Raw genomic sequence first — 25,667 nt, forward strand, 5'->3', positions numbered from 1 at the left:
GAGCGGGGTTCACCGTCCGCATCCGCACGGACCCTGAGTTCCGCCACGCCGCTGTCTACAGGCCGCACACCACGCAACAGGGGTGCCCCGCTACAGGACCGGCCGGTTGTCAGCCGAGGACGCGGCTGACCCAGCGTTCCGGGTGCTCGATTTCGTCTGTGCGCGGCAGGGTTTCGCCGTCGGTCCAGATGGTGTTGAAGCGTTCCATACCGACCCGGCCGACCACGTCGTCCACGAACGCTTTGCCGCGCACGTACTGCGCGACCTTCGCGTCTACGCCGAGCAGCGCGCGCATGATGCGCTGCAGCGGGTTGGTCGGGCGCTTGCGGCGCTGGTCGAAGGCGGAACGGATCTGTTCGACCGAGGGCACGACGGCGGGGCCGACGGCGTCCATCACGTGATCGGCGTGGCCTTCCAGCAGGGTGCCGAGCATGAGCAGACGGTCGAGGGCCTCGCGCTGCGGCGGCGCCTGGGTGGCGCGCAGCAGGCCGACGATGCCGCGGGCGGCGGGATCGTCGGGGGTGCCGCCGCGGCGGCGGTCGCGCACCTCCTCGACCAGTCGCGACAGCATCTGGTTGAGCGGTTCGTCGCCGACCTCGCCGAGCACCTCGACGTTGGCGCGCATGTAGTCGGCCAGCCAGGGCGCGGAGGAGAACTGCACCCGGTGGGTCACCTCGTGCAGGCAGACCCAGAGCCGGAAGTCGCTGGGCGAGACGCCCAGTGCGCGCTCGACCGCCATGATGTTCGGCGCGACCAGCAGCAGCGTGCCGTCCGGACCGGTGAACGGGTCGTACTGGCCGAGGATCGCGGTGGACAGGAAGGCGAGCATCGCGCCTGCCTGCACGCCCGCCGGTTTGCCTTGCAGCAGTCCGCGCTCGCCGGTGTCGGCACCGGCGCCGGTGAGCTGGGACATCGAGTCGGCAGCCGCGCTGATCCAGCCGGGCCGGTCGACGATGCGGGCGGCGGGCACCGGCTGGTCGTCGAGCAGCCCGCTCACTTCCCGGACCGGTCCCTCGGCGCGCACCGAGGCGGTGGCCAGTTCGGCGACGACCTGCTCGGCCGAGTAGCGCGAGGTGCGCGGGCCGGACGGCACCAGCGCGGCGCCGGTCTTCGCGGCCAGCTTCCAGTCGACGGCACCGGAGAACCCCGACCGGCCCGTGGCCCGGTCGACCGCGCCCTCGGCGGCAGGCAGCACGGAGCTGCCCGTGCCTGCGTCAGCTGGGTCGGTATTTTCTCCGTGCATTGTCAACCACCCGTCACGAACATCCACAGTTGCGTAGCGTGCCTGCGATCGCGTCCAAGGCGGGCCTGCTCACCTCCGGCGGTCGATCGTTCGACATCAACGCGAAGGTCAGCACCCGCCCGTCGGCGTCCAGCACATATCCGACCAACGCGCTGGACACCGACAGAGTTCCGGTCTTGGCTCGCACCCAGCCCGCGGCGTTGCGGTCGCGCACGACGTAGCGGCTGGTCAGCGAGCCGGTCGCGCCGGCGATCGGCAGGGCGTCCAGCAGCGGCGCCAAAGTCGTGGCGAGCTGGTCGTTTTCGGGCCTGGCCATGGTGTTCGACGGCTGGATCGCGGTGGCCGCGGTCGGCTTGGCCGCGGTGGCCACGATCCGGTCGAGCAGTCGCGCCGGAATCCGGTCGTCGACCGACAAGCCGCTGTTGTCGTGCATGACCACCCCGGACACGTCGAAGCCGGCCTTGCTCAGCGCCGCGTTCACCGCGTTGACCGCGCCGGTGAACGACGCCTCGCCGCCGGTGGCGACCGAGATCTCCCGCCCGACCGTCTCGGCGAGCACGTTGTCGGAGTAAACCATCAGGTCGCGCAGCCGGTCCCGCAGCGGCGCCGAACGCACGCTCGCCACCTCGGCCGCGCCCGGCGTCGCGGTGCCCAGCCGCACCTTGGCCGGGTCGAGACCCAGGTCGGTGGCCAGTCGGCGCCCGGCATCCAAACCCGGTGTCGGGGTGCGCGGCGAGTATTCGACCAGCGGGCGGAGCCTGCCGCCGTCGATCATCACCGGGTCGATCGGCGCGATCGAGCCGTCGCCGATGTCGATCGGGTCCCAGCCCTGAGCCATGGACGGGCCGGTGTAAGCGGAGGTGTCCACCAGGATCGTGTCGACAGCCCGGCCGGAGCTCTTGATCTGGCTCACCAGGTCGGACAGGCGCGGCCCGTTCGGGTAGTAACCCTTGCCCTCGGGCTCCGCGGTCAGCGTCGGATCACCGCCGCCGACGAGCACCAGCTCGTTGGGCGCGGTTCCGGCCACCACCTTCGTGGTCACCCGGTGGTCCGCGGGCAGCGTGAGCAGCGCGGCGACGGTGAGCAGGATCTTCGCCGTGGACGACGGGATCATCGACCGGTTCGGGTCGCCGCTCCACAGCACCGTCGCGCTGTCGGCGTCGGTGACCTGACCGGAGAAGGCGCCCAGATCCGGATTGCCGATGACCGGCGCGAGCGCGGCGGCCACCCCGGCCGGGCTCGGCGCGGGCGCGTTCGACGGCGCGGGGGCGACCTGCGGAAAGGGGCGGACCGGCGCGGGCGGTGCGGCCGTGGTCAGCCCGCCGTGCCGGAATTCGTCGGTCCACGGCTTGACGGTGAGCAGCACCCCGCCGCCCGCCGCGAGCAGCACGGCCAGCGTGAGACCGAACCCGATCCAGAGATTGCGGCGCCGCCGGGCAGCCAAGCCACCGATGTTCTTACCAACCACAGCCCGCAGCTCTCCTCGACTGATTTCCGCAGCAGCCGCCTGCCGCACCCATGTCCCCGCCGACCACACTATCCTCGTTGCGCAACCGTTCCCCCGAACAACCTGGCGAGTCGGCAGTCGTTACTGCTCATGCTCATAGATGCACCGAAGGAGATGGCGTGGAGTTCGACGTCACCATCGAGATCCCCAAGGGCTCTCGGAACAAGTACGAGGTCGATCACGAGACCGGACGGGTCCGGCTCGACCGGCACCTCTACACCTCCATGGTCTACCCCGCCGACTACGGCTACATCGAGAACACCCTGGGCGAGGACGGTGACCCGCTGGACGCGCTGGTCCTGCTGCCCGAGTCGGTGTTCCCCGGCTGCCTCATCGAGGTGCGCCCGGTGGCGATGTACAAGATGGTCGACGAGGCAGGCGGCGACGACAAGGTGCTGTGCGTGCCGGCCGGCGATCCGCGCTGGGACCACATCCAGGACCTGAAGGATGTGCCGGAGTTCGAGCTGGCCGCGATCAAGCACTTCTTCGAGCGCTACAAGGATCTCGAGCCGGGCAAGTACGTCAAGGGCTCGGAGTGGGTCGGCCGCGCCGAGGCCGAGACCGAGGTTGCCGCCTCGATCCAGCGGCTGAAGGACAACGGCGGACACTGACGCCGTCACGACAAAGCGGGAAGTCCGTTCGGGCTTCCCGCTTTTCGTGTCCAGGCGCTACCCGGCGGCGCGATTGCGCCGCTCCTTGCGTTCGGCGATCACCTCGTCCAAGTGTTCGCGGAGCAATTGCAGGATCGGCGCCTCCACCTCGCTGTCGAGCCGCTCGTGGGTGAAGTGCGCGTCCTCCATCGGCGCGAAAGCCTCTGCCGCCGAACGGTATGCGCAGTACGCCTGATGGGTCCGGCCGAGGGACTGCAGGATGAGCCCGTGCATCACCAACACCCTGGCCCTGGTCAGTGGCCCGATCGCGCGGTTGAGCATCCGGATCGCCGCGTCCGCGATGGGCTCGGCCTGGGTCAGCTGACCGGCCATCATGTGCACGTGCGCCAGCCGCGCCAGCGCCCAGCCTTCGCGTAGTTCCACCCCGCTGAGCCGGGCCAGCTGGACCGCCTCGCGGCACAGCTCGATCGCGTGGGTGTGATCGCCCTGGAAGCCGCGACTCACGCCGAGTTCGTGCGTCGCCATCGCCTCCAGCGCGGCATTGCCGATCTTGCCTGCGAGCGTCTTCGCCTCCGTCGCCCTGGCCTCGGCGGCGACGAATTGTCCACCGTCGGACAGAGTTTTGGCGATGTGCACCAGGCTGGCGCACTCGACCGCCGGATCCTCGACCCGGCGGGCCAGCCGGATCGCGCGTTCGGCGTGCGCGAGCGAGGCCGCCGTCTCGGTGCCCATCCTGGTCGACGAGGCGAGCAGCTGCCCGGCGAACGCGATCAACCGAACGTCGCTGGCCGAGGCCGGGTTCAGCGAGAGCGCGATGCGCTGGTGGTCCCGGCCCTGGCGCAGCGTGCCGAGCGAGTAGCTGTAGTTCGCACCGAGGGTCACCCTGATCCGGCATTCGACGCGGCGGTCACCCGCCCGCAACGCCGCGGCGAGCAGTTTGCCGAGCGCACGGGACAGCTCCTGGCAGTGCGGGCCGCCGTCGATCAATTCCGCGGTGGCCCAGGCGATGTCGGCCGCGGGCACGAGCGCGGGACCACCCACCCGCGCGGTCTGCTCGTACAGCGAGATCAGGTTGGGTCGCTCGACATCGAGCCAGTATTGCGCGGCGATGCTGTCGATGAACGAAAGCCCTTCGGCCACGGTGTCGCCCAAGTGTTCCGGCAGGCGCGAGCCCGGATTGCACACCGCCATCAGATTTTTCATGGTGGCCAGGTAGAAGTCCAGCAACCGGGCCAGCGCACCGGAGGTCGGTTCGTCGGCCTCGGGACCGTGGAGTTCACGCGCGAACAAGCGCGGCAGATCGTGGTAGGTATAGCGCCCGGACGAACTGGTCTCCATCAGGTTCAGGTCGACGAGCGATTCACACAGCTCCTCGACCAATATCCGTTCCGCACCGAGGATGGCGGCCGCGCCGTCGAGCGAGATCTCCGCCACCTCCGGCGCGGCCAGCATCCGAAAGGCCCTGGCCTGCGCGCAATCGAGCTGGTCGTAGCTGAGCCGGAACGCCGCCTCGACCGCGAGGTCGCCGCTGCGCAGCGTGCCGAGCCGCTGCTGCTCGTCGGCCAGCCGCTCGGCCAGGCTGCCGATGGTCCAGCTGGGCCTGGCCGCCAGCCGCGCGCCGACGATCCGGACGGCCAGCGGTAATCCGCCGCAGGCCTCGAGCACGCTGTGCACCGCGGCGGGCTCGGCGGCGACCCGCCGCAGGCCGGCGATCCCGGCGAGCAGGGTGCGCGCCTCGACCGGGGCGAGCACATCGAGCCGCACGCTGAGAACGCCCACTACACAGGGCAATTCGGGCATCGAGGAACGACTGGTGATCAACACTGCGGAGCCGGGCGTGCCCGGAATCAGCGGGGCCACCTGGTCCACGTCGCGCGCGTTGTCCAGCACGACGAGCACCCGCTTGCCGTCGAGGATGCTGCGGAACTGGGCCGAGCGCTCGGCGAGCGTCGGCGCGATCTCACCCTCCGCGACGCCGAGGGCACGCAGGAAATCGCCGAGGATGTCCGCCGCCGGGGTGCCTGCTCGGTCGCGACCGCGGGCCTGCGCGAAACCGTGCAGGTCGACGTGCAACTGCCCGTCCGGGAACCGGTCCCGGACGCGATGGCCGACATGCACCGCCAGCGCGCTCTTACCGATACCGCCCATGCCGTTGATCACACATACCGGCACCGCGAAACCGTCTGCGCGGGTGAGCCATTCGCTGATCCGCCGCACGGTCTCGGTGCGGCCGGTGAAGTCGACCACGTCGGCAGGCAGCTGTGCGACCCGCGCCACCGTGCGACGAGGCGGCCGCACGATCATCGCCGCATTGCCGGTATCGCGTTGTGGCGCACGCAGATCCCCGCGCAGGATGCGCTGATGCAGCTCGGCGAGCGGCTGGCCGGGTTCGATGCCGAGCCGCTCGATGAGCACCTTGCGGGTGTCGGCGTACACCGCGAGCGCCTCGGCCTGCCTGCCCGCGTGATACAGCGCGGTCATCAGCAGGCCGCGCAGTTGCTCGCGCATCGGATGCTCGGCCGACAGCGGCGTCAGCTCCGCGATCACCTCCGGATAGCGGCCCAGGCGCAGGTCCAGCTCGATGCGCTGCTCCAGCAGCGCGACCCGGCGTTCGATCAGCTGCGTGCGCTGCCGATCGGCATAGGGGCCGGGCAGCCCGGCCAGCGGCGTGCCCGACCAGAGCCGCAGCGCGGTGTCGAGCCGCTCGCGCACCAGCTCGACCGTGTACTGCGGGTCCGTGCCGATTCGCTCCGGTTGCGCCTCGACCAGCAGGTCGTCGACCAGCTCCACATCCACCGCACCCGGGGACAGCCGCAGCGCGTAGCCGCCGCCGAACCCGACGAGCACCGTGGCGGGCGCACCGGACGGGCGCTCCGGCTCCAAGGCCCGGCGCAGATGCAGGATGTGATTGCGGAGCGCGCCGATCGCGCTCGGCGTCGGATGCTCGCCCCAGACGCCGTCGATGAGTTCCGGCACCGTGGCCGAACGTCCGCTGCGCAGCAACAGGGCCGCCAGCAAGGCTCGGCGCTGTTTGGAGCCGAGATCGACCTCCAGCTCGTCGCGCCACGCACGAACCTCGCCGAGCACAGCGAACTTCAGCATTCGGTCCCCTCTCTCCATCGGACCTCCAGCTATGAACGTAGACAATCGTCCGACGTCTTCGTCGACCAAGCTCGGCGAAGTCACCGATGAGCCACTGTTGCACCGGCGTCATCGTTACCGGGGGTGGTGGTAGCACCACCACGGCACGCCAGCAGACAGTACCCAGCATTCGGGTGTTCGCGGCATGGGCGCGAGGGCTCCCGATTCCTAGGCTCGAATCGTCGGGGACGCACCCATGCCTTCCGGCTCGAACAGGAGGAAGACACTGCTCATGAACCCATTTCGGCGCAACTCCGGTAAAGCGGCCCTCTCGGTCGTAGTGGCGGGCGCGGTACTCGCCGCGGCCGCGTGCGGTGGTGAGACGTCGGTGGGCGCACCGGACGAGGCGGCGAAGACGACGCCGCCCGCCGTGGCCGCCGCGATGGACAAGGTGGTGCGCCAAGGATTCCCCGGTGTGCAGGTGGTGATCGACGGACCGGCCGGACATCGGACGTTCACCGCGGGGGTCGGCGACCTGAACACCCGCGCACCGTTCCCGGACGACGCGCGCGTCCGGATCGGCAGCAACACCAAGACCTACGTGGCGACGGTGATCATGCAGCTGGTTGCCGAGGGCAAGGTCGACCTGGACGCGTCGATCGAGCGCTACCTGCCCGGCATGGTGCAGGGCAACGGCAACGACGGCAACCGGATCACGGTGCGCCAGGTGTTGCAGCACACCAGCGGCGTACCGGACTACCTCGGCCGTGGTGCGGGCGACGGCATCACGACCCAGAACTCCGAACAGATCGACCCGGACGAGGAAACGCTGCGGTGGCAGCACTTCGAGATGACCGAGCTGGTCCGCCGGGCGATGACGGCCCCGCCCCAATTCGAACCGGGTGCTAAATCCGTCTACACCAACACCAACTACCTGCTGGCCGGTCTGCTGATCGAGCGGGTGACCGGCAATCCGGCCGCCGACGAGATCGGGCGCCGGATCCTCGAGCCGCTCGGCCTGCGCGACACCTATGTGCCCGCCGCCCGCGAAACCGGCATCCGCGGCCCGCACGCCCGCGGGTACCACCGGATCGACGGTAAGCCAGTCGATTTCACCGACTTCGACCCGTCCTGGGGCGCCACGGCGGGCGACATGATCGCCACCCCGACCGACATGAACCGGTTCTTCACCGCGCTGCTGGCCGGAAAGCTCTTGCCGCCTGCGCAATTGGCCGAGATGAAGCGCACCGTGCCGTTCGACCGCATGCCGGGCGCGGACTACGGCCTCGCCCTGATCCACCGGACCGCACCGTGCGGCAAAGAGGTCTGGGGGCACGGCGGCAGCATTCCCGGGTTCGAGACGCGCAACGGCGTGACGGCCGAGGGCACCGCGGTGACCGTCACGGTCAACCAGCTGCCGGCCACCGAGGAGGAGGCCGATGCGGTCAACGGCGTATTGGACGCCGCTCTGTGCGCCTCGTGATCGCCCCACCCACCAGCAACCACGGCCCCCATATCGGCTGCGGCCGAACAACTTCCGAGGAGCAACAGTGAAACGCGCGAAAGGGCTGACGGTCGCCTTGACCGGCCTGGTGGCCTGTGCCGGACTGATCGGCTGTGCCGGTCCGAAGGCCGAGGCGAAGCCGCAAACCCCGGTGCCGGAACGGTTCACCGGTCAGCAGCTGGACTGGAAAGCCTGCGGGGTTCCGAAACTGGATGACGCCGGGGCGCAGTGCGCCGACGTCACCGTGCCGGTGAATTACGCTGACCCACAAGGGCCCACGCTCACCGTGGCGATCTCCCGTATCGCGGGCACCGACCCCGCACCGCAACGCGGCGTCATGTTGTCCAACTCCGGCGGTCCCGGCGGCGAGGGTCTGGACTTCATGGTCGATGTCGGCAAGGCGATGACGCCCGAGGTGCGGGCCCGCTACGACCTGATCGGCATGGACCCGCGTGGCGTCGGACGCTCGTCCGCCGTCGACTGCAAGTGGCCGGTCGGCTTCGGACTGCAGTCCGCGGGCCTCGACGCGGCGGGGTTCGCGGAGTCCGTTGCGGCACAAGGTGACCTGGCCGCCCGGTGCGTCGGTACCGAAGGGGCTCGACTGCCCTACATCACCACCCGCAATACCGCGCGGGACATGGACGTCATCCGCGGCATTCTCGGCGCGGAGAAGATCAGTTACTACGGCACCTCGTACGGCACCTACCTCGGTGCGGTGTACATGCAGATGTTCCCCGAACGCAGCGACCGGATGGTGCTGGACAGCGCGGCCGACCCGGACGCCTACGGGCCGGTCGGCATGATGCAGGCCATGGGCCCGGCCAACGAGGCCGCGCTCGACCTGTGGGCGGATTGGGTCGCGGCGCGCGACGGCGAGTACCACTTCGGCACCAGCCGGGCCCAGGTCCGCGGCGCGATCCAGGACCTGATCAAACAGTCTGCGGACAAGCCGATCCGGTTGGGCGAGTACGAGATCGACGAGCATTGGCTGCCGGTGGTGCTGTTCGTCGGGTTGGACAGCCCGGATCAGTACGGGATGCTCGCCGGCCAGATGCGTACCATCGCCGATGCGGCCGCGGGCAAGCCCGCCCAGCCGGACGAAACGTTGAACGCCACACTGGGATTCGCTTTGAAGGCCCGTCCGAAAGACAATTCATCACAGATGGCCATCATGTGCGGTGACGTGGCGACGCCGCGGGATCCGGGATTCTATTGGCGCAACATCGAGGCCGCCCGCGCCACCCAACCGGTGTTCGCCGGGTTCACCAACAACATCACCCCGTGCGCGTTCTGGGCCCCGCCCGCCGAACCGGCCACGGTGGTGCGTAATGCGGTGCCCGCCATGATCGTGCAGTCCACCGGAGACACCAGGACCGCGTACGACGGAGCGCTCGCCATGCACAACGACCTGAGCGCGTCCCGCATGGTCACCCTCCAGGATGTGCCGATCCACTGGATCTTCGGGCGCTACCAGAACTCCTGCGTGTACTCGGCGGTGAACACCTACTTCCGCGACGGCACGCTGCCCGCCGAAGATATGACCTGTCGGATCGACTGACCGGAGCCGTGTAGCCCTGAGCCCCCACGGGTTCAGGGCTTCACGCGTTCAAGTAGGCCAGTACGGCGAGTACGCGCCGATGGCCGACATCCTCGGCGGAGAGGCCGAGCTTCGCGAAAATGCTCCGAATGTGTTTGTGCACAGCGCCTTCGCTGACCACCAGCCGCTCGGCGATGGTCGCGTTGTTGTGCCCCTCGGCCATCAGCGCCAGCACCTCGCGCTCACGGGCGGTCAGCGCGGCCATCGGATCGTCGGCCTTGCGCCGCACCAGCAGTTGCGAGATCACCTCGGGGTCCATCGCGGTGCCGCCCGCGGCGACCCGGCGCAGCGAATCGAGGAAGCGGTCCACCTTACCGACCCGCTCCTTGAGCAGGTAGCCGACACCGCCCATGCCGTCGCCGAGCAGTTCCGCGGCGTAGCTGTCCTCCACCCAGGACGACAGCACCAGCACCGGCAGGCCGGGGTACAGCTTGCGCGCGCTGACGGCCGCGCGTAAACCGTCGTCGGTGAACGTCGGCGGCAGGCGCACATCGACGACGACCGCGTCCGGCCGATCCGCGGCCACCGCCGCGAGGAAGTCGTCCGCGTTGTCCACGGCGGCCACCACCTCGATGCCCGCCGTACTCAGCAACAGCACGAGACCCTCCCGCAGCAGGGCATTGTCCTCGGCGATCATGACCCGCACGGCAACTCCACCCGCAATACAGTAGGGCCACCGGGTGGACTGGTCAGCGTCATCCGGCCGTCGAGCGCCTCGGCCCTGCGCCGGATACCGGCCAGCCCACCGCCGTAGGTCTCCACGGCGCCGCCTACCCCGTCGTCGCGGACCTCGATCGTGAGCAGTTCCGGCGCACCGCCGAGCACCAGGGAGATGCCCGCGGCGCCGGAGTGCTTGGTGGCGTTGGTGAGTGCCTCGGTGATCACGAAGTACGCCGCCGCCTCCACCGCGGCGGGACGCCTGCCCACCTCGCGCAGATCCAGCACACAGGGAATGGGATTGCGGGCGGCAACCGCCGAAATGGCACTCGCCAGGCCACGATCGGTGAGCACCGGCGGATACACGTTGCGCACCACGTCACGCAGTTCGGCCAGCGCGGCCGTCGCGGTGTCCTGCGCCTTGCGCACCAGACCCTGCGCCGTCTCCGGATCCTGGTCGCGCAGTTGGTCGGCCAGCCCGAGCTGCATGATCACCGCAGCGAGCCGGGCCTGCGCGCCGTCGTGCAGGTCACGCTCGATCCGGCGCAGCTCGGCGCCGTGCGCGTCCAGTGCGGCCGCCCGCGTCGCGGTGAGTGCCGCGACCCGGTCGGCCAGCAGGGCGCCCTCGGTCGGTTTCAGCAGGGCGTGGGTGGCCATCGCCTGCCAGCGCGCGGCCACCGGAAGTTGCAGGGTCACCAGGGCAACCGGGAATGCGAGGAAGAAGCTCAGTATCGCCTTGGGCCACGAGTCGACCACGAATCCGAAACTGGCGAACTCCTGCCCCGGCGGCAACAGCTGCCAGAATTCCGGTATCGCCAGCTGAGCGAGGGTGCTCAGCGGCAACGCGATGGCGAAGACCGCGAGATAGATGCCGGTCAGCGCGTGCGCGACCAGCCAGCCGAAGTCCCGCCGGTTCGCCGGATCGGTGAACACCGTCGCGACCCGCTGCCGTAGGCCGCCGGTGAACGGCTGATAGGCACCCGCCGCCTGTTCACCGAGATACCTTGCCGCCCGGCGCCGATCGAACGACACCAGCGGCCGGACCAACCGGATCACCTCGGGCAGCGCCGGTATCCCTACGCCGATCAGGCAGAACGCGCCGACGATCAGCAGGCCGACCACCGCGAACAACGCGAGTATCGAGGTGACACCGCCGACCGCCAGATACCAGACCGCACCCGGCAGCCGCCGTGCTTTGTCCAGCGCGGAGCGCAGTGCGTTGATCACGCTCGCCATGCTGTCAGAACAGGACGCGACCGCGCCCGGCCGGTGCCCGAGGCGCGCATCGCCCCGGGCACGGCTTCGCTCACGCCGATCCGGACCCGCCCGCGGGTCTGCCCGCGCCACGATCGTCCGGGTCGCTGCCGTCGCGCGGGTTCACCGCGCCGCCACCGCCGAGCACCAGCCCCGCCTGATCGACCACCCGCGACTCGGTCGCGAGTACCGACTCCTCGGCCTCCTCGGCCTCGGCCCGCGCCGCCTGCAACCCGCCGACCATCCGCAGCGGCACTTCCCGCCAGAACAGCACGAGGATCAGCGCGAGCAACGCGACACCGGTGGCCGACAGGAACACCATCGACATGGAGTCCGCGAAGCCGACCTTGAACGGCCGGGCCAGCTCCGGGCTCAGCTGCTGAATGATCGAGCTGTCCTTCAACACCTCGCCCGCGGCCGAAGTATCTTGCGCCAGCAAGCCTTTCGCCAACGCCGCATCGACCGGGTTGCTGCTGCGTGCACCCTCCACGACCGCCTGCTGGAACTGCGGATCCGCAGCGGCACTGCGCATCTCGTCGGAGATGTTCGGCGTCAGCTGCGCGAACAGGATGGACAGGAACACCGCGACCCCGAGCGTGCCGCCGATCTGCCGGAAGAACGTCGCGGCCGCCGTGGACACGCCCATGTCCTTGGGCGGCAACGCGTTCTGCAGCGCCAGGGTGAGCGGCTGCATCAGGTTGCCGAGGCCGAATCCCGTGCACGCCATGAAGATCATCGCCAGCCACAGCGGGCTGTCGGCGGTCAGGAAGTGCAGCAGGAACAGGCCGAGCGTCAGCATGGTCGCACCGATGATGGTGAAGGTGCGGTAGCGGCCGGTCCGCGAGATCAGTTGACCCGACACCACCGAACCGGTCATCAGGCCGAGCACCATCGGCAGCATCTGCAGGCCCGCCAGCGTCGGGCTCGCACCGCGCACCACCTGCAGGTACTGCGGCAGCAGCGAGATACCGCCGAACATGCCCGCGCCGACCACGAACGAGATCACCACGCCCAGTGCGAAAGTCCGGTTCTTGAAGATGCGCAGCGGGATCAGCGCGGCGTCGCGCAGCGCCTTCTCCACGAAGACGAACCCGATGATGCCGGCCACCCCGATCACGTAGCAGGCGACGGCACGCCCACTGCCCCAACCCCATTCACGGCCCTGCTCGGCGACGATGAGCAGCGGTACGAGACCGATCGCCAGCGCCAGCACGCCCCACCAGTCCACCCGATCGGTGGAGTGCGGCCGCTTCGGCAGCTTCAGCACCCGGTACACCACGGCGAGCGCGATCAGGCCGATCGGCACGTTCACCAGGAACACCCAGCGCCAGCCGCTCACCCCGAGGATCGTCTCCTGCCCGGCGAGCACACCGCCGAGCACCGGGCCGATCACGCTGGAGGTACCGAACACGGCCAGGAAGTACCCCTGATACTTGGCGCGTTCGCGCGGTCCGACGATATCGCCCAGGATCGTCAGCGCCAGCGACATCAGGCCGCCCGCGCCGACGCCCTGCACGGCACGGAAGGCAGCCAGCTGGTACATGGACTGCGACATCGTGCACAGCAGCGAGCCGACGATGAAGATCGCGATCGCCAGCATGAAGAACTGCTTGCGGCCGAACATGTCGGACAACTTGCCGTACAGCGGCGTCGCCAGCGTCGCGGTGATCAGATAGGCGGTGGTCGCCCACGCCTGCATCGAGTAGCCGTTGAGGTCGTCGGCGATGGTGCGGATCGCGGTGGACACGATCGTCTGGTCGAGCGCGGCCAGCAACATGCCGAGCATCAAGCCGCTCAGGATCACCAGGATCTGGCGATGGGTGAACTCGGGCGGCGATTCCACCTTCTCAACCGTTGTCACGACTGCGCCTCGCTGGCGCTCGGCTCCGTCGCGCCAACTAGCGCTGTAATTTCGGTTCGCTCGCTTCGCTCGCTCACGTGTCGTTCTCCGTCCCAGTAAAGGTCTCGTCCCAGTTGCGGCGCATCGCGGCGATCATCTCGGGCCTGGTGCGCTCGAAGTCGTCCACGAACTGTTCGAGCAGTCCGGCGAAGTCGGCCCTGGCCTGTGGCGTCCATTCGGCCATCACCCGGGTCAGGTTCTCGTTGCGACGCCTGCGGATCTCTTCGGCGACGGCCCGGCCACGCTCGGTGACGACGAGCACGGTCGCTCTGCCGTCCGCCGGGTCGGCCTGCCGCTCGACCAATTTCTTGCCGACGAGCTGGGCGACCTGACGGCTGACCGTCGAGGCGTCCGAGTGCAGCGCGCCGGCCAGCGCGCCCGATCGCATCGGTCCGTCACAGCACAACCGGATCAGCGCGCCGAAGGCGGCCGGGTCCAGTCCATCCTTGGTCCACGTGCTCAGCTGGGCCGCGGTGCGGTCGCGAATTCGCTGCAATCGGGTGAGTTGCATCGCGATCGTGTCGATCGTCCGGTCGTCCACACCTCATCCTTGCTTGCATCAATCAATTAGTTGCGCAATGCAAGTATGCGGACGACCCTCCTACTGGGGCAAGCGATATACGGCGCTTTACTCGCCCTTGAACTCCGGCGCCCGCTTCTCGAACACCGCCTTGATCGCCTCGGTGAGGTCCTGCGACGGCAGGAACGCGGAGTTCCACGCGGACACATAGCGCAGCCCGGCGGCCACCTCGTCCTTGCGCCGCTGATCCAGCACGTCCTTCACACCCTGCACCACCAGCGGCGGGTTCACCGCGATCTCGCGTGCCGTGGCGTGTGCGGCGTCCAGTGCCGCGTCCTGATCCGCGAACACCTCGTTGACCAGGCCGATCTTCTCCGCGCGCGCCGCGTCGATGTCCTTGCCGGTGTAGGCGAGCTCGCGCAGCTGGCCCTCGCCGATGATGCCCGGCAGCCGTTGCAGCGAACCGATGTCGGCCACGATGGCGACCTTCGCCTCGCGCAGGCTGAACTTCGCGTCCGCGCTCGCGTAGCGGATGTCCACCGCTGCGATCAGGTCGAGGCCACCGCCGATGCACCAGCCGGAGACGGCCGCGATCACCGGCTTGCGGCAGTCCGCCACCGCGGTCACCGCACCCTGCATCTTGCGCAGTTCCACCAGGAACTCGGTGCGCGGCGCGGCCAGCGCCCGATCGGCCATCAGCGGGCCGAACATGCCGCTCATCGCGGGCAGGTCGAGGCCGTAGGAGAAGTGCTTGCCCGAACCGGTGAGCACGATCGCGCGCACCTCGGGGTCGGCGTCGAGCGCCTGGAAGATCTCCGGCAGCTCCCGCCAGAAATCCGGGCCCATCGCATTGCCCTTGCCGGGACCCGTCAATGTCACCTGCGCGACGTGGTCCTTCGTTTCAACGGTGAAAGCCTGCCAGTCAGTCATTTGTACAGCGTATCGAGGAGAGTGCGACCTAGTACTTCGCATCTCGAAATGGGCGTCTACCAGTGCTGCGCCCCCCGAACCGACCCAGCCACCACAGCGCGAACTTTGCGAGCGCCGTTCGCGGCCCGTCTCGCGTCCGAGTGGCCGAAGTGCATGCGCCGCAGGCGCGAGTCTCGGCCGCTCGGACGCGAGACTCCGGGGGCCGCGAACACGCCGCGCCCGCGCGGCCAAATTTACTGTAAAAACTGCGCAAAATCGGTGCGGCGCACTGGTTCCCCTTTTGCGGGCGGGCGGATCATTAAAGCTCGTCAGCAAACCTCGATTCTGGATTCGGAGGCCATCATGCTGATGCATCAAGGAATCGGCCTCGAGCGGTTCAACCAAATCTCGCGTGCCCGTGCGATACACGCGCTGTTCGCCTGCTGCTGCAACGTCACCTGGGCCGCCACCCTCGCCGATGCCCGGCCCTATCCGAACAGGGACGCGCTGCTCGCCATGGCCGATGTGGAGTTACTCGCGCTGTCCCAGGACGATCTGGATCGGGCACTCGAAGCAGTTGTGCACGAACAGGTCTCGGGCGGCAGTATGGCCGAGCTCGCGCAGATCACGCAGGCGCGCATCACTCGGATGCTCGGGCCGAGCGAGGGCTATCCGGAATACTGACGCATTCGCCGAGTAGCCCGGCGCACCACCCGCAATCGCTCTACTCTGGTGGCATGCGCAGGTCGACATTGCCACCGATCGCCTGCCGAGTCGCGGACACCCTCATCGCCCGAGGCCATCACGGTGTCATCGTGACCCAGCCGGCCCCCACCCCCACCGTTGCGGATGCCGCGCGCTCGCTCGGCGTCGACGTGGGCGCCATCACCAGCTCGCTGGTCTTCCTGCTGGACGAGGATCCGGTGCTGCTCCTGGTTTCCGGCGCACACGAGGTAGATCTCGAGTCCACCGGAAAACGCCTGGAGGGCACCCTGACTCACGCCCCCGCCGAGATGATCCGCCAGGTCACCGGCCAGCCGATCGGCGGCGTAGCCCCGGTGGGCCACCCCACCAACCTCCCCACCTGGGTGGACACCGCCCTCTCGAACCACCGCGAGGTCTGGGCCGCGGGCGGCCACCCGAACACGGTGTTCCGCACCTCTTTCCACGAGCTGGTCCGGATAACCGCCGGTCTACCGATAGACGTCGACTGATTACACCCCTGGATCTGGCCTGAATACGCGGAGAGGCGGGCTGGCGTAGGTTCAAGGGGTGACCGAAGCTGAACGGCCCGCCACGGATTTCCAGATCCCTGATGATCTGAGCGGGATTACTGCCGAGCAATTCCGCGCATCCATGCGCCACTATCCGGCGGGCGTTACTGTCGTCACACTGGACTCGCCGAAGGGCCCGATCGGTTTCACCGCGACTTCCTTCGCCTCCCTGTCGCTGGCTCCGCCACTCGTTTCGTTCAATATCGCGCACACCTCGTCGAGCCTCGCCGCCCTGCTCGACGCCGACTCGGTCGTCATCCACTTCCTCGGCGAACACCAGCACCACCTGGCCCAGCGTTTTGCCCGCACCGCCGAGGACCGTTTCAGCGACCGTTCCCTCTGGACCACTCTCGACACGGGCGAACCGGTCCTGCACGGCACCCCCATCTGGCTGCGCGCGACCATCCACCAGCTCATCCCGCTGGGTGACCACACTCTGGTCGTAGGTCTAGTGACCCGGGTGCACGACAACACCGACGAAACCCCCGCCGCCGCTCCCCTTCTTTACTACAACGGCCGCTACCACCGGCCGACCAAACTTGGCGACTGAGCAACGTTTCGACCATGGCCGTCCGGCGTAGCGCCGGGCGGCCACTTTTACATGGCTACCCGGTGAGGCAAGGGGCGGCACCGGTCGGGGCCTGGGAGGTGAAGGGGCGGGTCTCCGGGGTGGGGTTCCAGAGGTTGTTGGTGGTGGCGTAGTTCCAGCTCGGACCTTGGTGGACGAGCGTGGCGACGGCCTCGATGAGCCGGTCGATGTGGGCCGCCGTGGTGCCGAGGCCGATGCTGGCGCGCAGGGCCCCGTCGAGGTCGAGGCGGGCGAGCAGCGGGTGCGCGCAGAAGCGGCCGTCGCGGACGCCGATGCCGTGTTCGGCGGACAGATAGGCGGCGACGTGGCCGGGGACGAAACCGTCCAGGGTGAAGGCGACGATGCCGACGGTATCGGGGGCGTCGGCCCAGATGCGCAGCAGGTTGACGCCGGGGATCGCGGCGAGGCCGTCGCGCAGCCGGTCGGCGAGGTGGTGTTCGTGGGCGGCGAGGGTTTCCGCATCGATCTCACAGAGCGCGTCACAAGCGGCGGCGAGCGCGGCGGCCCCGAGCACGTTGGGCGAACCACCCTCGTGGCGCTGCGGCGCCTGCGCCCATTCGGTGCCCGCAGTGGTGACCTCGCGGACCGCGCCACCACCGGCGAGGTACGGCTCGGCGTTGTCGAGCCAGTCGCGGCGGCCGACGAGCACGCCCGCGCCGAACGGGGCGTACAGCTTGTGGCCGGAGAAGGCTAGGTAGTCGATGCCGGTGTCACGCAAACTGATTCGCCGATGCGGCGCGAGCTGGGCGGCATCGACGAGGATGCGGGCGCCGCACTGGTGGGCGATGGTGGCCAGCCGCTCCAGCGGCAGCACCTCGCCGGTGACATTGGACGCGCCGGTCACCGCGAGCAGCGCGGCGGGCTTGCTGCACAGCTCGGCGACGAGCCTGCCGATGGTCTCCTCGACCGTCGCCCCGGCCTGCACGACGCGGCGGCCGTGCTTGGTCCAGGGCAGGAAGTTCGCGTGGTGCTCGATATCGAGCACCACGGTGTCACCGGGCACGCAGGACGCGAGCAGGTTCAGCGAGTCGGTGGTGTTGCGGGTGAACACCACCACCTGATCGTCGGCCGCGTCGAGGAACCGGGTGACCGAACCGCGGGCCGCCTCGTAGCACTCGGTGGAGATCCGCGACGCGTAGCCCGCGCCGCGGTGCACGCTCGCGTAGAACGGCAGCAGCTGCTGTACCCGGTCGGTGACCTGCGCCAATGCGGGCGCGCTGGCGGCGTAGTCGAAGTTGGCGTAGGTGGTCGTCCCGCCTTGGACGAGCGGCACCTGAAGGTCGTCGCCGGAAACCCGGGCAAGGGGGGCACAGTTCTGGGTCACCACAGCAGTCATCACGAAAATCCCATCGGCTCCGGGACCCGCAATCAGGTGATTCGTCGAGTCCGCGCTTGCCGCACCCGGTCGGGCGTCGGCCTGGTCGTCACCCGGAGCACCCCACCGCGGAGGAGGGTTGCCGACCAGCAAGCCGGGGCTGAACGCTGGTACTCATGACCTGACCCGAGATTGGCAGATGCCCACCCAAGCTGTCAAGACCAACAGCCGCGTGGGCGCGGCGGCGGAAATGCGTTGCTAATCCCGCGCCATTGGGGTCACATCATTGGGTGTCGCCCTCCCTGCTGCTGAGCTTTATCGGCCTGTGCGTTCTGCTGTCGCTCACTCCCGGCCCGGACTCGTTCCTGGTGCTGCGGTTTTCGCTGGTGGACGCGCGACCGGGGATCGCCGCGGCGATCGGGTCGGCGCTCGGCGGGATCTTGTGGGCAGTGGTGGTCGCGGCCGGCGTCGCGGCGCTGCTGGAGCAGTCGGCGACCGCGTACCGCGCGTTGAAGGTGATCGGCGGAATCTACTTGGTGTACTTGGGGATTCGCGCGTTGCTGGATCAGCGGCGACAGCGCAAGGCCGCGCGGGAGGCCGATGGCGTCGGAGGTCTGGCGGACAACGCGGCGGCCACCCGGACATCGGTTCGCTCGGCGTTCACCGCGGGTGTCGTCTCCTGCATGTTCAACCCGAAGGTCGGCCTGTTCTATCTCGCGGTGCTGCCCCAGTTCCTCACCGAGGTCACCTTCGTCAACACCCTCGCCCTCGGTGCCATCGAATCGGTGATCGCCGCGGTAGAGATGGTGCTCCTGGCCTTGGTCGCCTCCCGCGCGGTCGCGCTGCTGCGCCGCCCGAAGATCCGGGAGCGGCTCGAACAGGCCAGCGCCGCCATTCTGACCGCCCTCGGCATCGGCACCGCCGCCTCCGCGGCCTGACCGATCCCGCGCGAAACGCGCTGAGCTGCAAGATCACCAGCGGGATGAGGGGAATCACAGCGGCGCCAGCGGGGCGACCCAGCGACCGCCCGGCGAACCCACCGGCTGACCCGCCCACCAGGCATTGCTTCGGCGCGTCCAACAGAAATCGCCACGACCTGCAACAACCTCGCCCGCGACCGCCAGCGCGGCAACCGCGGCGGTGAACAACAAACGTCGACAACCCCGAGTACCGTGGACAACTGGTCACCATGGTGTTTGCCCATTGGTAACCCAGCTATGACACAACAACACCAGGGAAGTGCGAGGCAGGTCGAATGGGAGGTGGGCAGGGCGTCATGCTCCAGCCACAGGTTGACGCGACGGTACACCCGCTATTACGGACCGCGCACACGCCACCGGCCCGCACCCTCGTCGACATCCTGACCGCTACCGCGCTGACCCATCCCGACGCACCCGCCATCGATGACGGCGACACGGTGCTCACCTATCTCGAACTCGTGGTGGAGATCGAGAAGACGATGGCCCGCCTCGCCACGGCGGGTGTGCGCCCGGGCGACCGGGTCGGCGTGCGGATGCCGTCCGGCTCGCGCGAGCTCTACCTCACCATCCTCGCAGTCCTGTACGCGGGCGCCGCCTATGTACCGGTCGACGCCGACGACCCGGACGAGCGCGCCCAGCTGGTCTTCGGCGAGGCGCAGGTCACCGCGATCGTCACCGCGGCGGGTATCGAGACGACACCGGCGGCAATCCGTGCGGCAGCGGACAATCCGGCCGACGCCGCCACGAGCACCCTGCCCACCCCCGCCGACGACGCCTGGATCATCTTCACCTCCGGCTCCACCGGAACGCCGAAAGGTGTTGCGGTGACCCACCGCAACGCCGCCGCGTTCGTGGACGCCGAGGCCAGGCTCTTCCTGCCGGACGCCCCGATCGGCCCCGGCGACCGGGTGCTCGCCGGACTCTCGGTCGCCTTCGATGCCTCCTGCGAGGAGATGTGGCTGGCCTGGCGCAACGGCGCCTGCCTCGTCCCCGCCCCGCGCGACCTGGTCCGCACCGGCGCCGATCTCGGTCCGTGGCTGGTGCGCCGGGAGATCAGCATCGTCTCCACCGTGCCGACGCTGGCCGCGACCTGGCCCGCCGAGGCGCTGGACGCGGTCCGGCTGTTGATCTTCGGCGGCGAGGCCGTGCCGCCCGAACTCGCCGAACGTCTTGCCGGCAACGGTGATACGGAGCGCGAGGTCTGGAATACCTACGGCCCCACCGAGGCCACGGTGGTCGCCTGCGCCGCGCTGCTCGACGGCCAATGGCCCATCCGGATCGGGCTCCCGCTCGACGGCTGGGATCTCGTGGTAATCGACGCGGCCGGAAACCCGGTGGGCGAGGGCGAGTCCGGCGAACTGGTAATCGGCGGCGTCGGCCTGGCCCGCTACCTCGATCCCGCGAAGGACGCCGAGAAGTACGCGCCGCTGCCCTCGGTCGGCTGGGATCGCGCCTACCGCAGCGGCGACCTGGTCCGCAACGACAGCGCGGGCCTGGTCTTCCTCGGCCGCGCCGACGACCAGATCAAGCTCGGCGGCCGCCGCATCGAGCTCGGCGAGATCGACAACGCGCTGCAACACCTGCCCGGTGTCACCGGTGCCGCCGCCGCTATCCGAACAACCAAGGCAGGCAACAAGATTCTGGTCGGCTACCTCACCGGTCCCGGGCCTGATTTCGATCTCAAAGCGGCCAGAACTCAACTGGCCGAACAACTTCCGGCGCCCCTGGTGCCGCGGCTCGCGGTCGTCGACGAACTGCCGACCCGCACCTCCGGCAAGGTGGACCGCAACGCGCTGCCCTGGCCGCTGCCCAACAGCGCCGACGACGACGCCGACAACGACCTCACCGGTACCGCGCAGTGGGTTGCCGGACTGTGGGATTCGATCCTCGGTGGCGAGGTGCTCGACCTCGACGCCGACTTCTTCGACCTCGGCGGCGGCTCGCTGGCCGCGGCCCAGCTGGTGACCGCCCTGCGTGCCCGTTATCCCCAGATCACCGTCGCCGACCTGTACGACCATCCACGCCTCGGCGCGCTGGTGGAACTGCTGGAGCAGAGCACCCCGGCCGTCGCCGTCGAGGAGCGCGTGGTGCGCCCGACACCGCGGCGCGCCCAGTGGACCCAGGTGCTCGCCACCATCCCGCTCACCACGCTCACCGGCCTGCAGTGGCTCACCTGGCTGGCCATCGTCGGCAATATCGCGGCCTGGTCCGGCTCGCTGCCGTGGCTGCCGCAGCTGTCCTGGTGGTGGACGCTGGTGGCGTTCCTGCTCTTCATCTCCCCGCCCGGCCGGATGGGGATCTGCGTGGTCGGCGCCCGCCTGCTGCTGCGTGGGGTCGAACCCGGCCGGCATCCGCGCGGCGGCTCGGTGCATCTGCGGCTGTGGGCCGCGGTACGCCTGTCCGAGGCCAGCGGCGCCGAAAACCTCTCCGGCGCACCGTGGATGGTGCCGTTCGCGCGGGCGCTCGGCGCCAAGATCGGCAAGGGCGTCGACCTGCACACGCTGCCCCCGGTGACCGGCATGCTCGAACTCGGCGACGGGTGCAGCGTGGAGCCCGAGGTCGACCTGTCCGGCTATTGGATCGACGGCGACGTGGTCCACATCGGCCCGGTGACCGTCGGCGCGGGCGCGGTGGTCGGCTCACGATCGATCCTGTTGCCCGGCACCAGGATCGGCAAGAACGCCGAAGTGGCGCCCGGCTCCGCCGTCTCCGGCAAGGTCAAGGCAGAGCAGGAGTGGGCGGGCTCGCCGGCCGCGAAAATCGGTAAGGCACATCATCGCTGGCCCGCGCACACACCCGACCGCGCGGCGCACTGGGTGGCGATCTTCGGCGTCACCTCGATGGCGCTGGCCGCGGTGCCCATCCTCGGCCTCGGTGCGGGTGGCCTGTTCATCGCCTGGTTCATCCGCGACACCCGCACCCTCGCGGGCGGTTTGGGTCGCGCCTTCGCGATCCTGCCGGTCGCGACACTGCTCAGCCTCGCGGTGTACGCGGCGATCACCATCATCGCGGTGCGGCTGCTCAGCTTCCGGCTGCGCGAGGGCTATCACCCGGTGCGCAGCCGCACCGGCTGGCAGGTGTGGTCCACCGAGCGCCTGCTCGATTCGGCGCGCACCTTCCTGTTCCCGCTGTACGCGAGCCTGCTCACACCGATCTGGCTGCGGCTGCTCGGCGCGAACATCGGCAAGGGCGTCGAGGCGTCGACGGTGCTGCTGCTGCCCAAATTCACCACGGTCGCCGACGGCGCGTTCCTGGCCGACGACACCATGATCGCCAGCTACGAACTCGGCGGCGGCTGGCTGCGCATCGGCGAGGCGAAGGTCGGCAAACGCGCGTTTCTCGGCAACTCCGGCATGACCGCGCCGGGGCGGCGAGTACCGAAAAATGGTCTGGTCGCGGTCCTTTCGGCCGCGCCGTCCAAGTCGAAGGCGGGCTCGTCCTGGCTGGGCAGTCCGCCGGTGCGGCTGCGCCGCGCGCCGGAGAGCTCGGACACCGCACGCACCTTCGATCCGCCACCGAAGCTGCGCATCGCCCGCGCCATCGTTGAAACCTGCCGTCTGTTCCCGGTACTGGTGACCTTCGCGATCGGGCTCGGCGTGCTGTTCACCCTCGCCTGGCTCGCCCGCACCCTCGGTCATCTGCCCACCGCCCTGTTCAGCGGGCTGGTGCTGCTGGCCGCGGGCGCGGTGGCCGGGGCCAGCTCGGTGGCCGCGAAGTGGTTGCTCATCGGGCGGATTCGCGCCGAGGAACATCCGCTCTGGAGTTCGTTCGTGTGGCGCAACGAGGTATCCGACACCTTCGTGGAAACCGTTGCGGCGCCGTGGTTCGCGCGCGCCGCGACGGGTACACCGGTGCTGAACCTGTGGCTTCGTGGGCTCGGTGCCCGGATCGGCCGCGGGGTATGGTGCGAGTCCTATTGGCTACCGGAGGCGGACCTGGTGACACTCGGTGACGGCGCGACCGTGGAACGCGGCTGCGTCGTGCAGACCCATCTGTTCCACGACCGCATCATGTCCATGGACACGGTCACCCTCGGCGCGGGCGCCACCCTCGGCCCGCACTGCGTCGCACTGCCCGCCTCGACCATCGGCGAGGGCGCGACCATCGGCCCCGCCTCGCTGGTCATGCGCGGCGACACCGTTCCCCCGTCCACTCGCTGGTGGGGCAACCCGATCGCGCCTTGGTTCGGAGGCGACCCGGGGGCGGCCCGCTGATGCCGGGCAAGTTCTACGAGGCGCCGATCGACGAATACCTGCCGCAGAACGGGAATCGGGGCTACCGGGTATCGCGGTACGAGCTGGACCTCGTCTACAAGGTAGCCAGCAACCGGCTGGCGGGCCGCGCCGAGATCACCGCGGTGACCACCGTTGCGCAGCCGCGGTTCTCGCTGGATCTGTCCCAAGCGCTCGCCGTGTCCAAGGTGTTCGTCAACGGTACGAAGGCCGCCAAATACGCCCACCAGCGCGGCAAATTGGTGATCACGCCGCAGCAGCGCATTCCGGCGGGCGGTGTGCTCTCGCTGGTCGTCCAGTACGGCGGTGTCCCGCGGCCGGTGCGCGGACCGTGGGGTGCAGTCGGCTGGGAGGAGCTCACCGAGGGCGCGCTGGTGGCCAGCCAGCCGAACGGCGCCGCGTCCTGGTTCCCCTGCGACGATCATCCGAGTGCCAAAGCCAGCTACCGGATTTCGATCACCACCGACAGTCCGTACTACGCGCTGGCCAACGGCACGCTGCTGCGTAAGCAGGTCAAGGCCAGCCAGACCACCTGGGTGTACGAGCAGGCCGAACCCATGGCCACCTACCTGGCGACCATTCAGATCGGGCCGTACCAGAAACACCGCATCGTTTCCCCGCCCAGCTCGGTGCCCATGCACGCGGTGGCTCCGCCCCGGCTGCGCGGCAACTTCGAGCACGACTTCGCGCGGCAGCCGCAGATGATGGAGCTCTTCGCCGAGCGGTTCGGGCCGTACCCCTTCGAGGCGTACACGGTGGTCGTCACCGACGACGACCTGGAGATACCGATCGAGGCCCAGGGCATCTCCATCTTCGGCGCCAACCACTGCGACGGCAGGCGCGGCGCCGAACGGCTGGTCGCGCACGAGCTGGCGCACCAGTGGTTCGGCAACAGCCTGACCATCCGACAGTGGCGCGACATCTGGCTACACGAGGGCTTCGCCTGCTACGCCGAGTGGATCTGGTCCGAGGCGGCAGGCGGCCCGACGGCGGACCAGCTCGCCCGCGCGGCCAGGCACAATCTGTCCAGGCAGCCGCAGGACATCGCGGTCGGCGATCCGGGACCGCAGCACATGTTCGACGATCGTGTCTACAAGCGCGGCGCGCTCACCTTGCACGCGTTGCGGCTGGAACTGGGCGACCAGGCCTTCTTCGATCTGGTGCGGGAGTGGACGATTCGCTATCGCCACGGGTCGGTGAGTACCGAGGAGTTCACCGATCTGGCCGGGCATTACAGTCGAGTTCCGCTGCGGCCGCTGTGGGACAGCTGGTTGGCCGGGAAGCCGCTGCCGCAACTGCCGCCCTCGGCGGCGTAGGTCAGAACACCAGGTATCGGGAGGCGAGTTCCTCCACCAAGGGGTCGTCGTCGGGGACGCTGTTCAGGGCCTCGAGGTCGGATTCGACCGAGACCTGGCGGGGGTCGTCATGTTCGGCGTCGGGGCCGCCGTCTTCCGCGAGTTGACGCAATAGCTTGGCCCTGATGCGGTCTTTCAACGAATCACTCATGGTTTCAGCTTGCCCGGTTCGCGGCGCGGGAATCGCCCGGGCGCGCCGGATGGGTCTAGACCGGGGCGAGCCAGGTTCCCCACGGCGTATTGCGCAGGACGGTGTACACCGCGAGGAATGCGAAGAAGGTCCACATCGTCACGGAGCCGATCGAGGGCAGGCGCATGCGTCGGCCGCGCCAGGCGCGCAGGCTCCAGTCGGCTATCCACAGCACGAAGGCGAGCACCAGTGGAATCGCAAGCAGGTTGCTGTGCAACGAATCCAGCACCTGGCCGTCGGTGAGGTTGTGGATAGCTCGCATGCCGCCGCAGCCCGGACACCACCAGCCGGTCAGCGCGTAGACCGGGCACACGCCGTAGGAACCCTCGACGTGCGGGTCGCGCACGTGCAACAGCACGCCGATCCCGATGCCCACGCCCCCCACCAGTAGTGGAACCCCCACACTGCGCCAACCGGACCTGGCCGGGTGCGCCGGATCCTGCTGCGCCGCCGATTCCGGTGCCAAGTGCGTGCTGTCCACAGCACCAACGGTAACTGTGGCGCGCCCGTCGCCGCCAGCGGATGGCCGGGGTGCTATTCGGGCTGGGCGAAGCGCAGGGTATTGCCGAACGGGTCGGCCAGCTCGAAACCGGGGCCGCCCGGGCCGTCCTCAGGGCAGCCGGGCTTGGCGTAGCGGTACTCCTTGCCTGCCAGCTCGGCATGCCACGCCTGGATGTCGTCCACCGCGATCCACACGACGGTGCCCGGTGTTCCGTCACCGTGGTGCTCGCTGAGGTGCAGTTGGGCCGAGCCGCGCGACACCTGCGCGTACAACGGGAAGTCGTCGCCGAATCGATGTTCCCAGTCGACGGTGAAACCCAGGTAGTCGCAGTAGAACTCGTACGCTTTGGCGACGTCGAACATGCGGAGAACCGGGATGGGTGCTGCGAAGCCGATCTCATCGGAAGCCACGCCGACGATCATCGCACCGGGGTACGACATTTCGCGG

At 69.1% G+C, this 25,667-nt stretch carries 21 protein-coding genes and 1 riboswitch; of the genes, 9 read left to right on the forward strand and 12 right to left on the reverse strand.

The annotated features are described in order from the left end of the window. Positions 1-109 precede the first annotated feature (109 nt). A complete protein-coding gene (locus tag NN4_RS09120) occupies positions 110-1,243 on the reverse strand; it encodes an Rv3626c family coenzyme F420 biosynthesis-associated protein (RefSeq protein WP_147129496.1) in 1,134 nt (377 codons plus the stop codon). 13 nt (positions 1,244-1,256) lie between these two features. Continuing rightward, the gene (gene dacB, locus NN4_RS09125) at positions 1,257-2,711 is read right to left on the reverse strand and encodes a D-alanyl-D-alanine carboxypeptidase/D-alanyl-D-alanine endopeptidase (protein ID WP_371865636.1); all 1,455 of its coding nucleotides are present in this window, start codon (positions 2,709-2,711) and stop codon (positions 1,257-1,259) included. A 158-nt stretch (positions 2,712-2,869) separates the two neighbouring features. Between dacB and NN4_RS09130 the strand changes: the two genes are divergently transcribed. Then, complete coding sequence (locus tag NN4_RS09130; RefSeq protein ID WP_107653814.1) at positions 2,870-3,361, forward strand: inorganic diphosphatase; 492 nt, start codon at positions 2,870-2,872, stop codon at positions 3,359-3,361. Positions 3,362-3,418: 57 nt separating this feature from the next. On the opposite strand, the gene NN4_RS09135 is transcribed toward NN4_RS09130, so the two are convergent. Next, on the reverse strand, positions 3,419-6,463 hold the full coding sequence (locus NN4_RS09135; protein WP_147129497.1) for an AfsR/SARP family transcriptional regulator: 3,045 nt from the start codon (positions 6,461-6,463) through the stop codon (positions 3,419-3,421). Positions 6,464-6,734: 271 nt separating this feature from the next. On the opposite strand from NN4_RS09135, the gene NN4_RS09140 reads away from it, so the two are divergent. Together NN4_RS09140 and NN4_RS09145 are read left to right on the forward strand one after the other, a co-directional pair. Beyond that, the gene (locus NN4_RS09140; protein WP_246180789.1) at positions 6,735-7,925 is read left to right on the forward strand and encodes a serine hydrolase domain-containing protein; all 1,191 of its coding nucleotides are present in this window, start codon (positions 6,735-6,737) and stop codon (positions 7,923-7,925) included. Positions 7,926-7,992: 67 nt separating this feature from the next. Then, on the forward strand, positions 7,993-9,504 hold the full coding sequence (locus NN4_RS09145; RefSeq protein WP_246180790.1) for an alpha/beta fold hydrolase: 1,512 nt from the start codon (positions 7,993-7,995) through the stop codon (positions 9,502-9,504). Positions 9,505-9,544: 40 nt separating this feature from the next. Here the strand turns inward: NN4_RS09145 and NN4_RS09150 are convergent, their stop codons facing one another. From NN4_RS09150 to NN4_RS09170, 5 genes are all read right to left on the reverse strand, one after another. Then, a complete protein-coding gene (locus tag NN4_RS09150) occupies positions 9,545-10,189 on the reverse strand; it encodes a response regulator (protein ID WP_147129499.1) in 645 nt (214 codons plus the stop codon). Then, positions 10,177-11,427, reverse strand: coding sequence for a sensor histidine kinase (locus NN4_RS09155; protein ID WP_222595011.1), 1,251 nt, complete (start codon positions 11,425-11,427; stop codon positions 10,177-10,179). The genes NN4_RS09150 and NN4_RS09155 overlap by 13 nt, the downstream gene beginning before the upstream one ends. Before the next feature lie 79 nt (positions 11,428-11,506). Then, positions 11,507-13,315 (reverse strand): MDR family MFS transporter, encoded by a 1,809-nt coding sequence (locus NN4_RS09160; protein ID WP_147129501.1) that lies wholly within the window; start codon positions 13,313-13,315, stop codon positions 11,507-11,509. Positions 13,316-13,388: 73 nt separating this feature from the next. Beyond that, positions 13,389-13,895, reverse strand: a complete 507-nt coding sequence (locus NN4_RS09165) for a MarR family winged helix-turn-helix transcriptional regulator (RefSeq protein WP_246180791.1) — start codon at positions 13,893-13,895, stop codon at positions 13,389-13,391. 87 nt (positions 13,896-13,982) lie between these two features. Further along, positions 13,983-14,804: a crotonase/enoyl-CoA hydratase family protein gene (locus tag NN4_RS09170; RefSeq protein WP_147129502.1), complete on the reverse strand. Its 822-nt coding sequence runs from the start codon at positions 14,802-14,804 to the stop codon at positions 13,983-13,985. Between the two features lie 342 nt (positions 14,805-15,146). Here NN4_RS09170 and NN4_RS09175 point away from each other — a divergent pair, with 342 nt between their 5' ends. The 3 genes from NN4_RS09175 to NN4_RS09185 are packed head-to-tail and all read left to right on the forward strand — an operon-like array spanning position 15,147 to position 16,607. Then, a complete protein-coding gene (locus NN4_RS09175) occupies positions 15,147-15,467 on the forward strand; it encodes a 2-oxo-4-hydroxy-4-carboxy-5-ureidoimidazoline decarboxylase (RefSeq protein WP_147129503.1) in 321 nt (106 codons plus the stop codon). A 53-nt stretch (positions 15,468-15,520) separates the two neighbouring features. Beyond that, on the forward strand, positions 15,521-15,997 hold the full coding sequence (locus NN4_RS09180; protein WP_147129504.1) for a YbaK/EbsC family protein: 477 nt from the start codon (positions 15,521-15,523) through the stop codon (positions 15,995-15,997). Positions 15,998-16,055: 58 nt separating this feature from the next. Next, on the forward strand, positions 16,056-16,607 hold the full coding sequence (locus tag NN4_RS09185) for a flavin reductase family protein (protein WP_147129505.1): 552 nt from the start codon (positions 16,056-16,058) through the stop codon (positions 16,605-16,607). 55 nt (positions 16,608-16,662) lie between these two features. On the opposite strand, the gene NN4_RS09190 is transcribed toward NN4_RS09185, so the two are convergent. Beyond that, complete coding sequence (locus NN4_RS09190; protein WP_147129506.1) at positions 16,663-17,982, reverse strand: aminotransferase class V-fold PLP-dependent enzyme; 1,320 nt, start codon at positions 17,980-17,982, stop codon at positions 16,663-16,665. A gap of 47 nt (positions 17,983-18,029) precedes the next feature. After that, a riboswitch (SAM riboswitch) is annotated at positions 18,030-18,143 on the reverse strand. Positions 18,144-18,251: 108 nt separating this feature from the next. Between NN4_RS09190 and NN4_RS09195 the strand changes: the two genes are divergently transcribed. The 3 genes from NN4_RS09195 (at position 18,252) to NN4_RS09205 (ending at position 24,489) form a co-directional block, all read left to right on the forward strand. Beyond that, positions 18,252-18,899, forward strand: a complete 648-nt coding sequence (locus NN4_RS09195; protein ID WP_147129507.1) for a LysE family translocator — start codon at positions 18,252-18,254, stop codon at positions 18,897-18,899. A 338-nt stretch (positions 18,900-19,237) separates the two neighbouring features. Beyond that, positions 19,238-23,155: a Pls/PosA family non-ribosomal peptide synthetase gene (locus NN4_RS09200; RefSeq protein ID WP_147129508.1), complete on the forward strand. Its 3,918-nt coding sequence runs from the start codon at positions 19,238-19,240 to the stop codon at positions 23,153-23,155. Continuing rightward, entirely contained in the window at positions 23,155-24,489 is a 1,335-nt protein-coding gene (locus NN4_RS09205) for a M1 family metallopeptidase (protein ID WP_147129509.1), read from the forward strand. Before NN4_RS09200 ends, NN4_RS09205 begins: the two co-directional genes overlap by 1 nt. 1 nt (position 24,490) lies before the next feature. Here NN4_RS09205 and NN4_RS09210 read toward each other — a convergent pair whose 3' ends face one another. The 3 genes from NN4_RS09210 to NN4_RS09220 are packed head-to-tail and all read right to left on the reverse strand — an operon-like array spanning position 24,491 to position 25,660. Next, on the reverse strand, positions 24,491-24,679 hold the full coding sequence (locus NN4_RS09210; RefSeq protein ID WP_147129510.1) for a hypothetical protein: 189 nt from the start codon (positions 24,677-24,679) through the stop codon (positions 24,491-24,493). A 55-nt stretch (positions 24,680-24,734) separates the two neighbouring features. Continuing rightward, positions 24,735-25,199: a DUF2752 domain-containing protein gene (locus NN4_RS09215; RefSeq protein ID WP_147129511.1), complete on the reverse strand. Its 465-nt coding sequence runs from the start codon at positions 25,197-25,199 to the stop codon at positions 24,735-24,737. A gap of 53 nt (positions 25,200-25,252) precedes the next feature. After that, complete coding sequence (locus NN4_RS09220; RefSeq protein WP_246180792.1) at positions 25,253-25,660, reverse strand: glyoxalase superfamily protein; 408 nt, start codon at positions 25,658-25,660, stop codon at positions 25,253-25,255. Positions 25,661-25,667 lie beyond the last annotated feature (7 nt).

Source organism: Nocardia ninae NBRC 108245 (genome assembly GCF_007990755.1).
Lineage (GTDB): Bacteria > Actinomycetota > Actinomycetes > Mycobacteriales > Mycobacteriaceae > Nocardia > Nocardia ninae.

Bases quoted from the DNA above. Each gene is read 5' to 3' on its own strand.
- NN4_RS09135 (WP_147129497.1), bottom strand. From the start codon at position 6,463: ATGCTGAAGTTCGCTGTGCTCGGCGAGGTTCGTGCGTGGCGCGACGAG.
- NN4_RS09175 (WP_147129503.1), top strand. From the start codon at position 15,147: ATGCTGATGCATCAAGGAATCGGCCTCGAGCGGTTCAACCAAATCTCG.
- NN4_RS09205 (WP_147129509.1), top strand. From the start codon at position 23,155: ATGCCGGGCAAGTTCTACGAGGCGCCGATCGACGAATACCTGCCGCAG.
- NN4_RS09190 (WP_147129506.1), bottom strand. From the start codon at position 17,982: ATGACTGCTGTGGTGACCCAGAACTGTGCCCCCCTTGCCCGGGTTTCC.
- NN4_RS09140 (WP_246180789.1), top strand. From the start codon at position 6,735: ATGAACCCATTTCGGCGCAACTCCGGTAAAGCGGCCCTCTCGGTCGTA.
- NN4_RS09120 (WP_147129496.1), bottom strand. From the start codon at position 1,243: ATGCACGGAGAAAATACCGACCCAGCTGACGCAGGCACGGGCAGCTCC.
- NN4_RS09180 (WP_147129504.1), top strand. From the start codon at position 15,521: ATGCGCAGGTCGACATTGCCACCGATCGCCTGCCGAGTCGCGGACACC.
- NN4_RS09220 (WP_246180792.1), bottom strand. From the start codon at position 25,660: ATGTCGTACCCCGGTGCGATGATCGTCGGCGTGGCTTCCGATGAGATC.
- NN4_RS09170 (WP_147129502.1), bottom strand. From the start codon at position 14,804: ATGACTGACTGGCAGGCTTTCACCGTTGAAACGAAGGACCACGTCGCG.
- NN4_RS09210 (WP_147129510.1), bottom strand. From the start codon at position 24,679: ATGAGTGATTCGTTGAAAGACCGCATCAGGGCCAAGCTATTGCGTCAA.
- NN4_RS09200 (WP_147129508.1), top strand. From the start codon at position 19,238: ATGCTCCAGCCACAGGTTGACGCGACGGTACACCCGCTATTACGGACC.